General features: G+C 71.3%; 11 protein-coding genes. 7 read left to right on the forward strand and 4 right to left on the reverse strand.

The genetic code is table 11. The features are described 5' to 3' along the window. Positions 1-153: 153 nt before the first annotated feature. The 3 genes from ACZ6JY_RS09435 (at position 154) to ACZ6JY_RS09445 (ending at position 5,300) form a co-directional block, all read left to right on the forward strand. Positions 154-786 carry an acyl carrier protein gene (locus tag ACZ6JY_RS09435; RefSeq protein WP_469193939.1) on the forward strand — a complete coding sequence of 211 codons (633 nt, stop codon included), beginning with the start codon at positions 154-156 and terminating at the stop codon, positions 784-786. Between the two features lie 666 nt (positions 787-1,452). Further along, positions 1,453-3,693 (forward strand): penicillin acylase family protein, encoded by a 2,241-nt coding sequence (locus ACZ6JY_RS09440; protein ID WP_469193941.1) that lies wholly within the window; start codon positions 1,453-1,455, stop codon positions 3,691-3,693. 242 nt (positions 3,694-3,935) lie between these two features. Then, a complete protein-coding gene (locus tag ACZ6JY_RS09445) occupies positions 3,936-5,300 on the forward strand; it encodes an FAD-dependent oxidoreductase (protein ID WP_469193943.1) in 1,365 nt (454 codons plus the stop codon). Positions 5,301-5,324: 24 nt separating this feature from the next. Here ACZ6JY_RS09445 and ACZ6JY_RS09450 read toward each other — a convergent pair whose 3' ends face one another. The 4 genes from ACZ6JY_RS09450 to ACZ6JY_RS09465 all read right to left on the reverse strand — a co-directional run bounded on the left by ACZ6JY_RS09450 (position 5,325) and on the right by ACZ6JY_RS09465 (position 8,756). Further along, on the reverse strand, positions 5,325-6,674 hold the full coding sequence (locus ACZ6JY_RS09450; RefSeq protein ID WP_469193945.1) for an aldehyde dehydrogenase family protein: 1,350 nt from the start codon (positions 6,672-6,674) through the stop codon (positions 5,325-5,327). A gap of 2 nt (positions 6,675-6,676) precedes the next feature. Further along, positions 6,677-7,261 (reverse strand): TetR/AcrR family transcriptional regulator, encoded by a 585-nt coding sequence (locus ACZ6JY_RS09455; protein WP_469193947.1) that lies wholly within the window; start codon positions 7,259-7,261, stop codon positions 6,677-6,679. Positions 7,262-7,264: 3 nt separating this feature from the next. Further along, complete coding sequence (locus ACZ6JY_RS09460) at positions 7,265-7,960, reverse strand: type 1 glutamine amidotransferase domain-containing protein (RefSeq protein ID WP_447041796.1); 696 nt, start codon at positions 7,958-7,960, stop codon at positions 7,265-7,267. A 217-nt stretch (positions 7,961-8,177) separates the two neighbouring features. After that, a complete protein-coding gene (locus ACZ6JY_RS09465) occupies positions 8,178-8,756 on the reverse strand; it encodes a TetR/AcrR family transcriptional regulator (protein WP_469193949.1) in 579 nt (192 codons plus the stop codon). Between the two features lie 235 nt (positions 8,757-8,991). On the opposite strand from ACZ6JY_RS09465, the gene ACZ6JY_RS09470 reads away from it, so the two are divergent. The 4 genes from ACZ6JY_RS09470 to ACZ6JY_RS09485 are packed head-to-tail and all read left to right on the forward strand — an operon-like array spanning position 8,992 to position 13,793. After that, complete coding sequence (locus ACZ6JY_RS09470; RefSeq protein ID WP_447035388.1) at positions 8,992-9,534, forward strand: (2Fe-2S)-binding protein; 543 nt, start codon at positions 8,992-8,994, stop codon at positions 9,532-9,534. Then, complete coding sequence (locus ACZ6JY_RS09475; RefSeq protein WP_469193951.1) at positions 9,531-10,523, forward strand: FAD binding domain-containing protein; 993 nt, start codon at positions 9,531-9,533, stop codon at positions 10,521-10,523. Before ACZ6JY_RS09470 ends, ACZ6JY_RS09475 begins: the two co-directional genes overlap by 4 nt. After that, positions 10,520-12,643 (forward strand): xanthine dehydrogenase family protein molybdopterin-binding subunit, encoded by a 2,124-nt coding sequence (locus ACZ6JY_RS09480; RefSeq protein WP_469193953.1) that lies wholly within the window; start codon positions 10,520-10,522, stop codon positions 12,641-12,643. Before ACZ6JY_RS09475 ends, ACZ6JY_RS09480 begins: the two co-directional genes overlap by 4 nt. Next, the gene (locus tag ACZ6JY_RS09485) at positions 12,636-13,793 is read left to right on the forward strand and encodes an XdhC family protein (RefSeq protein WP_469193955.1); all 1,158 of its coding nucleotides are present in this window, start codon (positions 12,636-12,638) and stop codon (positions 13,791-13,793) included. The genes ACZ6JY_RS09480 and ACZ6JY_RS09485 overlap by 8 nt, the downstream gene beginning before the upstream one ends. Positions 13,794-13,814: the final 21 nt, after the last annotated feature.

A 13,814-nucleotide genomic window follows, 5' to 3' on the forward strand; every position in this document is an offset into this window, starting at 1 on the left:
GTCATGGAGCCCGGGTTGGCTGTGGCGGCGTTGTGGGATGCGGTGGAGCGGGGTGAGGGGTGTGTGACGGTCACGGACATGGACTGGCCGCGGTTTGCCCGGGCGTTCACCTCGGTGCGTCCTTCCCCGTTGATCAGTGATCTTCCTGAAGTCATGGCTGTGGGTGAGGGGCCGGGGGAGCGGGGTGAGGCAGCGGACGCGGAGCGGGACACCACGGCGGGGCTGCGGCAACGACTGGGCGAACTCACCCTTGCGGAACAGGCCGAGACCCTCCTCGACCTCGTACGCACCCACGCCGCAACCACCCTCGGACATCTCGCCACCGAAGACGTGGTGGCCGACCGCGGGTTCCTTGAGGCGGGGTTTGACTCGCTGACGGCTGTCGAGTTGCGTAATCGGCTGCGTACGGCCACGGGACTCGCACTGTCCACCACCGTGGTGTTCGACTACCCCACACCCTCCGCCCTCGCCCACCACCTGTGCGAGGCCTTCCAGGCTCATGTCGGTGCCGCGGCGAATGGCTCGCGTACCGAAAGCACGGGAGCGGGCGTGGTCGCCGCGGCTGAGTGCGGCGGTGGGCGGGAGGAGCGGGAGATCCGCGAGGTGGTGGCCGCCATTCCGGTGGCGAGGCTGCGACAGGCGGGTCTGCTGGACGCGTTGTTGCGGTTGGCCCAGCCGGAGGGGCAGCGGTCCACCCCGCGCTGGGACAACAAGGCGGAGGCGATTGACGAGATGGACGTCGACAGTCTCATCCAGATCGCGATGGACGACGCGGACCCCGCCTGATCTCTGCGAGCCCCTCCTTCGCGGGACGGCTCCGTAGTCGGTCCGGGTACGGCTCGCGGTGGGTTGTCGTATCCCACCGCGGGTCGGAGGTGCGGTGACGGCGTTCGGCCCTGAGCCGTCGGAGGTACGAGCCCCGCGCGGCCCTGGACGCCATGGCCGCAGCGCTGAGCGTGCGCACGGTGGCGATGCGCACCTCATCCGCCGTCGGTCTTCCCTGCACTCGATGACGGGCAGCCGGTCGAGTGCAGGGCACTGCCCAGGGCGAGCACCGGCGACGTGAGGTCCCCGGCCGTCGTACGGCCGGGCTCGCGCCAGCCACAGGCCGTGATCGACTTCCGGAAGCTCTGCGCACGAAGAAGTGAGCGCCAAGCGGTAGCGCCCGGCGGGAAGATCAGGAAGGCTCCCGCGCATGATCTCGGTAGTGCGGAACGTGGCGAGCGACTGTGCGGATGTCTGCGATCCGGCTCCGTTCGCGAGCGTGGTGACCGGCCGTCGCCTGCGTCCCGAGGGCGGACCGGGCGCCGGGAGACTCAAGGCTTCCCTGGCAGGGAGCTGCCAACGTCACCGGGACCGCCCGAAGTCGCATGATTCCTTGATCCCCGAACGTCTCGAACGTCTCGAACGTCCGGAATATCTCGAACGTCTCGAACGAAGGTGGAGGCACTGATGAGCCATGCACGGAGCACGGGCCAGAACGCCGGTCCGAGCCGGCGCCGCGTCCTGGGCGGCGCCGCCGGACTGGCCGTAGTCGCGGCGGGCCTGCCGTCCGGTGCCGCGTTCGCCGCAGCGACCCGGCCCGCCGAAGGTCGCTGGGCCACACATGCCGCGCACGTGACGATCACCCGTGACGACTGGGGCGTCGCCCACATCATGGGCGACACCGATGCCGACGCGGTGTTCGGGATGATGTACGCCCAGGCCGAGGACGACTTCAACCGGGTCGAGACCAACTACCTGGTGGCCTTGGGGCGTCTCGCCGAGGCCGAGGGCGAGAGCGCGATATGGCAGGACCTGCGCCAGCGGCTCTACCTCGACCACGAGCAACTGAAGAAGAGCTACGCAAAGTGTCCCGCCTGGCTGCGAAAGTTGACGCGGGCCTGGGCGGACGGCCTGAACTTCTACCTCGCCACCCACCCTGACGTACGCCCGCGCGTCATCGACCACTTCGAGCCGTGGATGCCGCTCAGTTTCTCCGAAGGCAGCATCGGCGGCGACATCGAATCCATCCCGCTCAGCCAGCTCGAAGCCTTCTACAGCAAGCGCGAGATCCCGCTGACCGACGAGGAGCGCGGCCTGACGCTCCGCGAACCCACCGGCTCCAACGGTATGGCGATCGCCCCGAGCCGCACCCGCAACGGCCACGCGCTGCTCCTCATCAACCCGCACACCAGCTTCTTCTTCCGCGCGGAACAGCACGTGACCAGCAAGGAGGGACTCAACGCCTACGGCGCCGCCACCTGGGGACAGTTCTTCATCTACCAGGGCTTCAACGCCGACACCGGCTGGATGCACACGTCGAGCGGCGTCGACAACATCGACAACTTCGCCGAGACGATCGTGACCCGCAAGGACGGCAAGCTCTCCTACCGCTACGGCGAAAGGCTGCGCCCCGTGACCGCGAAAAAGGTCACGCTGTCCGTCCGTACCGAGGACGGCGGACAGAAGGAGCGCGACTTCACCACGTACGCCACGCACCACGGCCCCATCGTCCGGGAGGAGGGCGGCAGATGGATTGCGTGTGCGCTGATGAACAAGCCCGTCGACGCGCTCAAGCAGAGCTTCCTGCGCACCACGACCCAGGACTACGAGGAGTACATCCAGGTCGCGGAACTCAAGGCCAACAGCTCGAACAACACCCTCTTCGCGGACTCCAAGGGTGACATCGCCTTCCTGATGCCGCAGTTCATGCCCAGGCGGGACGACCGCTTCGACTACCTCAAGACCGTCGACGGCAGCGACCCGGCCACCGACTGGAACGGACTGCACAGACTGGCGAGCATGCCGCAGGCCGTGAACCCGAAGAACGGCTGGGCGTTCAACACGAACAACTGGCCCTGGACCGCCGCCGGCGACGACAGTCCCGACGCGGCCGACTACCCGCGCTACTTCGACCGGTTCGGCGAGAACCCGCGTGGGCCGCAGGCGGTCCGAGTGCTGAGCGCGCGCGACGACTTCACCCCGCGGACGCTGATCGAGGCCGCCTTCGACCCGTACCTCACCGCCTTTGCCCGGCTGCTCCCCGGCCTCGTCTCCGCGTGGGACGCGCTGCCGAGGGCAGACAAGCAGAAGAGGCGGCTGGCCGGGCCCGTCGCCCTGCTGCGCGACTGGGACACCCGCTGGTCCGCCGAGTCGACCGCCACGTCGGTGGCCGTGTTCTGGGGCGAGGACCTGTGGGAACTCACGTTCCGGGCCGCCGCGGAAGCCGGCCTCTCGGTGTGGGACTACATGGCGGAGCGTGCCACCGACACCCAGCGGCTCGACGCGCTCGGCACAGCGGTGGCGCGCCTTGGCCGGGACTTCGGCGGCTGGCGGGTGCCGTGGGGCGACATCAACCGCTACCAGCGCAACGACGGTGCGATCGTGCAGCAGTTCAGCGACGACAAGCCGAGCAGTCCGGTCCCCTTCACCTCTGCGCGCTGGGGCTCGCTCGCGTCGTTCGGCGCGAAGAGCTACCCCGGGACGAAGCGCTACTACGGCACCAGCGGCAACAGCTTCGTGGCAGTGGTGGAGTTCGGGCCCCGGCTGCGGGCCTGGGCAGTGACGGCGGGCGGCGTGAGCGGGCATCCGGACTCGCCGCACTTCGACGACCAGGTGGAACGCTACTCGAGCGGCGACCTGCGGCCCGTCTACTTTTACCCCGACGAGCTCGACGGGCACATCGAGCGGAGGTACCGGCCGGGCGTGTGACCGGTGGCCGAGGGGATGGGCTCGCCCAAGCGGCCGCATCCCCTCGGCAACCACGCCGGCCACCACGGCGGCGACCTCGCCCTTGCCCGTGAGCCGACCACACACCCATAAGCCAGCCCTGGATGATCCCATAAGCTGGCCTTATGAGGTCATAAATTCGACCCGGCTACTGACTTAGGTTTGCCTTAGTTTAGGCTTCCAGGTGCGTGCCCCCCCGCCACCGCTCGAAGGGAAACCTGAACATGCCTCGCCCTCTGCGGGTAGCCATTGTCGGAGCCGGCCCCGCCGGGATCTACGCTGCCGACGCGCTGCTGAAGTCCGCAGTGGCCGTCGATCCCGGTGTGTCGATCGACCTCTTCGAGCGGATGCCTGCGCCGTTCGGTCTCATCCGGTACGGCGTCGCCCCCGATCACCCGCGCATCAAGGGCATCATCACGGCCCTGCACCAGGTGCTCGACAAGCCCCAGATCCGCCTCTTCGGCAACGTCGACTACCCGAACGACATCAGCCTGGACGATCTGCGCAGCTTCTACGACGGCGTGATCTTCTCCACCGGAGCCACGGCCGACCGCGCCCTCGACATACCCGGCATCGACCTCGACGGTTCGTACGGGGCCGCCGACTTCGTCTCCTGGTACGACGGGCACCCCGACGTGCCGCGCACCTGGCCGCTCGAGGCCGAGAAGGTCGCCGTTCTGGGCGTCGGCAATGTCGCGCTGGACGTGGCGCGCATCCTCGCCAAGACCGCCGAGGAACTGCTGCCGACCGAGATCCCGCCGAACGTCCACGAGGGCCTCAAGGCCAACAAGGCCCTGGAGGTGCACGTCTTCGGCCGCCGCGGACCCGCGCAGGCCAAGTTCAGCCCGATGGAGCTGCGGGAGCTCGACCACTCCCCGAACATCGAGGTCATCGTCGACCCCGAGGACATCGACTACGACGACGGCTCGATCGCCACGCGGCGCGGCAACAAGCAGGCCGACATGGTCGCGAAGACGCTGGAGAACTGGGCGATGCGTGACGTCGGCGACCGCCCGCACAAGCTGTTCCTGCACTTCTTCGAGTCGCCCGTGGAGATCCTCGGCGAGAACGGCGAGGTCGTCGGCCTGCGCACCGAGCGCACCGCCCTCGACGGCACCGGCAACGTCAAGGGCACCGGCGAGTTCAAGGACTGGGACCTCGGCGCGGTCTACCGTGCCGTCGGCTACCTCTCCGACGAGCTGCCGAAGCTGCCCTGGGACGTGGCGTCCGGAACCGTCCCCGACCGGGCTGGCCGGGTGATCGAGGAGTCCGGCGAGCACCTGCCGTCGACGTACGTCACCGGCTGGATCCGGCGCGGACCCGTAGGCCTCATCGGGCACACCAAGGGTGACGCCAACGAGACGGTCGCCAGCCTCATCGACGACCACGAGAACGGCCGCCTGCTCACCCCGGAGGCGCCCGCCCCCGAGGCCGTGGACGCCTTCCTCGCCGAGCGGAACGTCCGCTTCACCACCTGGGAGGGCTGGTACCGCCTCGACGCCGCCGAGAAGGCGCTGGGCGAGCCGCAGGGCCGCGAGCGCGTGAAGCTCGTCGAGCGCGAGGACATGCTGGACGCGAGCGGCGCGTAAGCGACCCGGCAGAGCCCGCACTACCTAGCTCACCGGCACGTCGAGCCGTGCGCGGCGGTGGCTGAAGGTGGCGATGGAGTGCGGGCCGTGGTAGTTGCCCATGCCGCTCTCGCCGACGCCGCCGAACGGCAGCTCCGGCACGCGGAGGTGGGCCATCGGGAGGCCGAAGCCGAGCCCGCCGGACGAGGTCTCCGTGGCGAGGCGGTGCCGGGTGGTCTCGTTGTCCGTGAAACCGTAGAGGGCCAGCGGCTTGTCGCGGTCGTTGATGAAGGCGATGGCCTCGTCCAGGTCCGTGACCTCCACGATGGGCAGGACCGGGCCGAAGATCTCCTCGCGCATCACGGGGTCGTCGCCCTTCACGCCGGTCAGGACGGTCGGCGCGATGTAGACGTCGTCACGGTCGGTCTGCCCGCCGAACGCCGTGGTCCCGGAGTCGAGCAGCGCGGCCACGCGGTCGAAGTGCCGCTGGTTGACCATGCGCCCGTACGCGGCCGAGGACTGCGGGTCGGGGCCGAACAGGTTCTCCACCGCTTCGGCGAGGGCGCTCTCCAGGGCGCGGGCGGTGGCCGGGTCGGTCAGGACGTAGTCCGGGGCGACGCAGGTTTGCCCGGAGTTGCGGAACTTGGTGTCCGCGAGGCGGGCCGCCACGGCGGTGACGTCCGTGTCCCGGTCGACGAACACCGGTGACTTGCCGCCGAGCTCCAGGGTGACGGGGGTGAGGTGTTCGGCGGCGGCGCGCATCACGATGCGGCCGACCGTGCCGTTGCCGGTGTAGAAGATGTGGTCGAAGCGCTGGGCGAGCAGCTCCGTGGTGCGCGGCACGTCACCCTCGACGACGGCGACCGCCTCGCGGTCCAGGTACCGGGGCAGCAGGCGGGCCATCAGCGCCGAGGTGGCAGGGGCGACCTCGCTGGGCTTGAGGACGACGGCGTTGCCCGCCGCGAGCGCGCCCGCGACCGGTACCAGGGAGAGCTGGACCGGGTAGTTCCAGGGCGCGATGACCAGGACGGTGCCCAGCGGCTCGTAGAGCGTGCCGGCCGTGGACCCCGGGGGCAGCCCGGCGAGAGCGGCCTGGTCGAGGGCCTGCGGTTCGAGCCACGCCTTGAGATGGGCCAGCGTGTGGTCGATCTCGCGTACGGGGAAGTCGACCTCGGCGGCGGAAGCCTCGGGGCGGGGCTTGCGCAGATCGCTGTAGAGGGCGTCGGTGACGGCGTCGCGGTTCTCGGTCAGGAGCGCGCGCAGCCGGGTGAGCTGTTCCTCGCGCCAGGCCAGCGGCCGGGTGCGGCCGGTGGCGAAGGCGGCGCGGAGCCGGGCGACGAGGGCGGGGATGTCCTCGGTGTCCTGGGCGTTCTGGGTGGGGGTGGTGGTGCTCATCGTTACGTTCCTTGGGGGGTGGGGGTGCGGGGGTGCGAGGGGCCCGTGCCGAGTAGTCCGGCCGCGAGGGCGGCGGACGCCGGGCGCAGCAGATCGTGGGCGCCGGGCACGGATTCGAGGCCGACGACGAGCGCGACGCAGATGTCGGCGGCCTGCGGCGGCTCGACGCCGTCGGCGGTGCCCGCCTCGTCGAACAGGGCCGTCAGGAGATCACGTAGGTCCGTGGTGAACGACGTACAGATGGCGCCGAACAGACGGGCCCTGCCGTCGAGGAGTTCGGCGGCGTGCGGGGAGTCCTGGCCGAGGCGCAGGACCAGGTCGAGCTTGGCGGCCAGGATGCCGTGCAGCCGCTCCTCGGCGGGCGCATCGGCGCGGGCCGCTTCCCCGGCCCGCCGGAGCGCCTGTTCGTGGAGGCGTCCGGCGAGCCTGCGGAAGGCGTCGTCCTTGCCGCGTACGTACTGGTAGACCGCTGACCGGGACACGCCCATGGAGGTGGCGATGTCGTCCATCGTGGTGCGTCGCACGCCGTACCGCGTCAGGCAGTCGTAGGCGGCGTCGAGGACCTCGTCGAGCCGGTCGGTGGCCATCGCTCAGGCCAGCTTCTTCAGGAGCTCGGCGGCGAGCGGGGCGGAGGACGCGGGGTTCTGGCCCGTGACGAGGTTGCGGTCGACGACCACCTTCGGCGCCCAGGGCTCGCCCTCCTGGAAGTCGGCGCCGGCCTCGACGAGGCGGTCCTGGAGCAGCCACTTGGCCTTGTCGGCGAGGCCCGCTTGGGTCTCCTCGGCGTTGGTGAAGCCGGTCAGGCGGTACCCCGCGAAGACGTTGGTGCCGTCGTCCCTGGTGGCGGCGAGCATGGCCGCGGGGGCGTGGCAGACCACGCCGAGCGGCATGCCGATCTCCAGGGCCGTGGTGAGGAGCCTGCCGGAGTCGGCGTCGACGGCGAGGTCCTCCATGGGGCCGTGGCCGCCGGGGTAGAAGACGGCGGCGTAGTCCGCGAGGTCCACTTCGGCGAGCTTGACCGGGTGCTTGAGCTCGGTGAAGCCGTCGAGGGCTGCGGCCACCTCGTCGGCGGCCTCCTGCCCGCCGTTGGCCTCGGGGGCGAGCGAGCCGCGGTCGACGGTCGGGACGACACCGCCGGGGGTGGCGACGACGATCTCGTGGCCCGCGGCCTTGAACGCCTTGTAGGGGGCGACGGCCTCCTCGGCCCAGAAGCCGGTCGGGTGCTTGCTGCCGTCCGCCAGCGTCCACTGGTCGGCGCCGGTGACAACGAAAAGGATCTTCGACATGGTGTGCTCTCCGAGGTGACGACGAGGGTGGGGGTCGCCGGGCACTGACATTCCGACTGACATTCCGTGTGCAGAACGTCAGTGCGTCGACATCTCGAAGGTAGACCGATCGGACATAGGTATCCAATGCGGAAACCAATGGGAGGTATCGGGAAACCGATGGGGGAGCCGGGAATACGAACCGCATACCGGCGCGGCGGCGTACCGCCGAACGGGCTCAGCGTCCGGGGGCACCGGCCCGCAGGCCGTCCATGACCAGGTCCATCAGGCGTCCGGCGCGCGCCTGCCAGTCGCCGTGCGGGTCGATCTGCCACAGTCCGGCGATGGCGAGCAGGAAGTCGTCCGGGGTCACGCCGGGGCGGATGGTGCCCGCCTCCTCGTTCGCCTCCAGGAGCAGCGCCACGGCCTCGGTCAGCGGGCCGTACCCCACTCCGGCCAGGCTGCCGAGCGCGCTGGTCGCCTTGCGGATGGCGTCGGCGAGGCCGGCCTTGGCCATCGCGTACTGGACGAGGCGGTCCATCCACTCCCGCAGGGCCTGGTCGGGGGCGCGGGTGTGCAGCAACTGGCAGGCGGCTTCGGAGACCTGCCGCACTTCGTAGCGGTAGACCTCAAGGATCAGCGCCTCGCGGCTGGGGAAGTTGCGGTAGAAGGTCCCCTGGCCGACGCCCGCCTTCTTCGCGATCACGCTCAGCGGCGCGTCGCTCGCCCGCGTCAGCTCGGCGAGGGCGACCTCGAGGATGCGGTCGCGGTTCCGCTGGGCGTCGGAGCGCAGGGGACCGTCCCGATGCTGGCCCACTGCGTCTCCTCTCGCGCGCCGTGTCCGGTTGGACCTTGCTAACCGGACAGGTGTCCACTAAGTTCTGAAGCTAACGGACAACTGTCCGCTTGGGCCCACCATAGCGGCAGAAACAGCCACCGGGGACGGTCCGCGCCTTCGTGCCGCCCCTGTTCCCCCTCTGTACAGCGCCACCGCCTCCCGAACCACCGCCGGGACCGCCTCGTTCTCCGCGATCCGCGAAAGAAGGCTGCTCATGGCTCCATCGACGTCCAGTGCCCTCACCCTCAACGTCAACGGTGAGAAGCACACGCTGTCCGTCGACCACCGGACCACCCTGCTCGACGCGCTGCGCGAGCGGCTCGACCTGACCGGCACCAAAAAGGGGTGCGACCAGGGCCAGTGCGGTGCCTGCACGGTCCTGATTGACGGCCGCCGCGCCGTCTCCTGCCTTCAGCTCGCGGTCGCCGCCGAGGGGCGCGAGATCACCACCATCGAGGGCGTCGCCGACGGGGACCGGCTGCACCCCGTGCAGCAGGCCTTCCTCGACCTCGACGGCTTCCAGTGCGGTTACTGCACGCCGGGCCAGATCTGCTCGGCCCTCGGCGTCATCGAGGAGCACGCGGCCGGCTGGCCGAGCGCCGCGACCACCGACGTACGGCCAGAAGCGGGCGTGCCCGAACTGACCGCCGAGGAGATACGGGAACGGATGAGCGGCAACCTGTGCCGCTGCGGGGCCTACGTGTCGATCGTGCAGGCGGTCGCGCGCGCCGCGCGCGCCGAGGAGGAGACGGTATGAAGGACTTCGGATACCAGCGCGTCCACGACGTCTCCGGGGCCGTCGCCCTGCTCGGCGCCGACCCCGACGCCCGCTACCTCGGCGGCGGCACCAACCTCGTCGACCTGATGAAGACCGGCGTCGAGCGGCCCGCGCGCCTCGTCGACGTACGCGAACTGCCCCTGGACAGCGTCGAGTCCACCGAAGACGGCGGCCTGCGCATCGGCGCGACGGTCACCAACAGCGACCTCGCCGCCCACCCCGAGGTCCGGCGCCGCTACCCCGCGCTCGCCCAGGCCGTCCTCGCGGGCGCGTCAGGCCAGCTCCGCAACATGGCCACCGTCGGCGGCAACCTCCTCCAGCGCACCCGCTGCGGCTACTTCACCGACGTGAGCAAGCCGTGCAACAAGCGGAACCCGGGCAGCGGCTGCCCCGCCGTCGAGGGCGAGCACCACAACCACGCGATCCTCGGCGCCACCGAGCACTGCGTCGCCGTCCACCCCTCCGACATGGGCGTGGCCCTGGCCGCCTTCGACGCCGTGGTCGGCTACGAAACCGCCGAAGGGCCCGGCGAACTGCCGCTGGCCGACTTCTACCTGCCGGTGGGTCACACCCCGCACCTGGAGACCGCGCTGCCCTCCGGCGCGCTGATCACCGGCATCACCCTGCCGCCGGCCCCGGTCGCCGCCGCCTCCCGCTACCGCAAGGTGCGCGAGCGTGCCTCGTACGCGTTCGCCATCGGCTCGATCGCCGCGGCCCTGGACGTCCATGACGGTGTCGTACGCGAGGCGCGCCTCGCCTACGGCGCGGTCGCGTCCCGGCCGTGGCGGGCCCACGCCGCCGAACGCGCGCTCACCGGCGGCCCCGCGACCGCGGAGGCGTTCGCCGCCGCCGCCGACGCGGAACTGGCCGCCGCGAGCCCGCTCGCCCGCAACGGCTACAAGGTCACGCTCCTGCGCAACCTCACCGTGGCCGTGCTCACCGAACTCACCGAGGAGGCCGCCCGATGACCACGACCACCGGACCCACCGCGGTCACCGGCGCCGTTGGCTCCGCGCACACCCGCGTCGAGGGCTTCGACAAGGTCACCGGAGCGGCCCGCTACGCGGCGGAGATGCCCTTCACGAACCTCGCCCACGGCTGGCTGGTGCTCTCCACCGTCACCCGCGGCCGCATCCTCTCCGTCGAGGCCGAGCCCGTCCGGCGGATGCCAGGAGTCCTTGACGTCCTGCACCACGGCAACGCGCCGAGGGTGGACGCCAGTTACGAGGGCATGCTCGGACGCCCCGACCCCACCGTCGCGGTCTTCCAGACCGACGAGATCCCCTGCGCGGGCTGGCCCGTGGCGCTGATCGTCGCCGAGACCCCGGAACAGGCGAGGGAGGCCGCCGAGGCGCTCGTCGTCCACTACGCCGAGGAGCCGCACGACGTCGACTTCCACGCCGGACGACCCGGCACCTACACGCCGGACGGCGACGGCATGCGCGTCGAGAAGGGCGACGTGGAGGCCGAACTCGCCGCGTCCACACACGTGGTGGACGCCGAGTACAGCACGCCCGAGGAACACCACAGCGCGATGGAGCCGCACGCGGCTACCGCCCGGTGGGACAGCGGCCGCCTGGAGGTCGTCGACTCCAACCAGGGCAGCACCTGGATCGCGGACGAGCTGTCGAAGCTGTTCTCCCTCGACCCGGCCGCGGTCCGTGTGCGCTCCGAACACGTCGGCGGCGCCTTCGGCTCCAAGGGCCTGCGGGTCCACCAGGTCCTCGCCGTGATGGCGGCGACCGTCCTGGACCGGCCGGTGCGCGTCGTCATGACCCGCCGCCAGATGTTCTCCCTCGTCGGCTACCGCAGCCCCACCGTCCAGCGCGTGCGGCTCGGCGCCGGCCCCGACGGGCGGCTGCGGGCCGTCGACCACCAGGGGCTGAACCTGACGTCGACCGTCCACGAGTTCGTCGAGCCGAGCGCCTCGTTCGGGCGCCCGATGTACGCCGCCGACGCCCACCACAGCGTCAACCGCGTCGTACGCCTCAACGTGCCGACGCCCACCTACATGCGGGCGCCGGGCGAGGCTCCCGGCTCCTTCGCGCTGGAGTCCGCGCTCGACGAGCTGGCGGAGAAGAGCGGCGTGGACCCCATCGCGCTGCGCGTCCGCAACGAACCGGAGGTGGGCCCCATCTCGGGCCTGCCGTTCGCCGGCCGCAACCTCAAGACCTGCTTCGAGGAAGGGGCCCGCAGGTTCGGCTGGGCCGAGCGCGACCCGCGCCCCGGGACGCGCCGCGACGGACGCTGGCTGCTCGGCACCGGAATGGCGTCGGCGACTTTCCCCGTGATCGTCGCCCCCTCCACGGCCTCCGCCACCGCCGAGCCCGACGGCACCTTCACGGTGCGGATCACCGCCTCCGACATCGGCACCGGGGCCCGCACCGCGCTGACCCTGGTCGCCGCGGACGCCCTGGAGGTGGAGCCCGCCCGTATCCGCGTGCGCATCGCCGACAGCGACTTCGGGCCCGCGACGATCGCCGGCGGTTCGATGGGCACCCGCTCCTGGGCCTGGGCGGTACGGGACGCGGCGACCGAGCTGCGCGAGCAACTGGCGCTCGGCGGCGACATCCCGCCGCAGGGGCTCACCACCAGGGCGGACACGAGTGCCGCCATCGGCGCGCTCGCCCAGAAGGAACGGCACTCCTACGGCGCCCAGTTCGCCGAGGTCGCCGTGGACGTCGGCACCGGTGAGGTGCGGGTGCGGCGCATGCTCGGCATCTTCGCGGCCGGCCGGATCATCAACCCCCTGACGGCGCGCAGCCAGCTCGTCGGCGGCATGACGTGGGGCCTGTCCATGGCCCTGCACGAAGAGGCGGTCAGGGACCAGCTCACCGGCGCCCACGTCGGCGCGGACCTCGCGGGCTACCACTTCGCCGCCAACGCCGACGTGCCGCACATCGAGGCGGACTGGGTCGACGACCCCGACCCCGACGACCCGATCGGGATCAAGGGCATCGGCGAGATCGGCATCGTGGGCGCCGCAGCGGCCATCGCCAACGCCGTCTGGCACGCGACCGGCGTCCGCCACCGGAACCTGCCCATCCGCCCCGACCGTGTGCTCCAGGCGGGCAGCCCGCGTGCTTGACATCGCCGACGACCTGAACCGCTGGGTCGCGGAGGGCCGGGACTTCGCGGTCGCCACCGTCGTGAGCGTCGGCGGCAGCGCACCGCGGGGTCCCGGCGCCGCCATGGCCGTGGACGGTCACGGCACGGCCATCGGCTCGGTATCGGGCGGCTGCGTGGAAGGGGCGGTGTACGACCTGTGCGTCACCGCCCTGCACGAGGGCGAGACCGTGGCCGAGCGGTTCGGCTACAGCGACGAGGACGCCTTCGCGGTGGGCCTGACCTGCGGCGGCGTCATCGACGTCCTGGTCACACCGGTCCGCGCGGACTCTCCCGACAGGGCGGTGTTCGCCACCGCCCTCCGCGCCGCCGCCCGCGGGGAGACCACCGCACTGGCCCGCGTCATCGAGGGGCCGGCCGAACTGCTCGGCAGGCCCCTCGTGGTGCGCCCCGACGCGGCGCACGAAGGGAGCCTCGGCGGGCACCCGGACCTGGACCGCACGGCGGCGGGGGAGAGCCGGGCGCTGCTCGCGGCCGGCCGCACCGGGCAGTTCGTCGTCTCGGAGAGCGGATCGCGCTGCGGGAGCGCCGTGACGGTCCTTGCCGAGTCGAGCGTGCCGCCGCCCCGGATGATCGTCTTCGGGGCCGTCGACTTCGCGGCGGCCCTGGTCCGCACGGGGAAGTTCCTCGGCTACCACGTGACCGTGTGCGACGCCCGCCCCGTCTTCGCCACGCCAGCCCGCTTCCCCGAGGCGGACGACGTCGTCGTCGACTGGCCCCACCGCTACCTCGAAGGCACCGAGACGGACGACCGCACGGTGTTGTGCGTGCTCACCCACGACGCCAAGTTCGACGTGCCCCTGCTCGAAGCCGCGCTGCGGCTGCCCGTGGCGTTCGTCGGGGCCATGGGCTCCCGCCGCACCCACGAGGACCGCAACCGCAGGCTCCGCGAAGTCGGCGTCACCGAGCGGGAACTGACGCGCCTTCACTCGCCCATCGGCCTCGACCTCGGCGCCCGCACGCCCGAGGAGACCGCGCTGTCCATCGCCGCGGAGATCGTCGCGGCCCGCCAGGGAGGCACCGGGCGTCCACTGACCGGCTCGCGGACACCGATCCACCCCGAGATGGTCTTGGCGGCGGATCACCGAAGCCCGTCCCGCGAGAGGCCCTGAATGCGTACGGTGTAATCGTTC

This window comes from Streptomyces sp. NPDC046335 (genome assembly GCF_055587985.1).

Bases quoted from the DNA above. Each gene is read 5' to 3' on its own strand.
- ACZ6JY_RS09435 (WP_469193939.1), top strand. From the start codon at position 154: ATGGCTGTGGGTGAGGGGCCGGGGGAGCGGGGTGAGGCAGCGGACGCG.
- ACZ6JY_RS09440 (WP_469193941.1), top strand. From the start codon at position 1,453: ATGAGCCATGCACGGAGCACGGGCCAGAACGCCGGTCCGAGCCGGCGC.
- ACZ6JY_RS09445 (WP_469193943.1), top strand. From the start codon at position 3,936: ATGCCTCGCCCTCTGCGGGTAGCCATTGTCGGAGCCGGCCCCGCCGGG.
- ACZ6JY_RS09450 (WP_469193945.1), bottom strand. From the start codon at position 6,674: ATGAGCACCACCACCCCCACCCAGAACGCCCAGGACACCGAGGACATC.
- ACZ6JY_RS09455 (WP_469193947.1), bottom strand. From the start codon at position 7,261: ATGGCCACCGACCGGCTCGACGAGGTCCTCGACGCCGCCTACGACTGC.
- ACZ6JY_RS09460 (WP_447041796.1), bottom strand. From the start codon at position 7,960: ATGTCGAAGATCCTTTTCGTTGTCACCGGCGCCGACCAGTGGACGCTG.
- ACZ6JY_RS09470 (WP_447035388.1), top strand. From the start codon at position 8,992: ATGGCTCCATCGACGTCCAGTGCCCTCACCCTCAACGTCAACGGTGAG.
- ACZ6JY_RS09475 (WP_469193951.1), top strand. From the start codon at position 9,531: ATGAAGGACTTCGGATACCAGCGCGTCCACGACGTCTCCGGGGCCGTC.
- ACZ6JY_RS09480 (WP_469193953.1), top strand. From the start codon at position 10,520: ATGACCACGACCACCGGACCCACCGCGGTCACCGGCGCCGTTGGCTCC.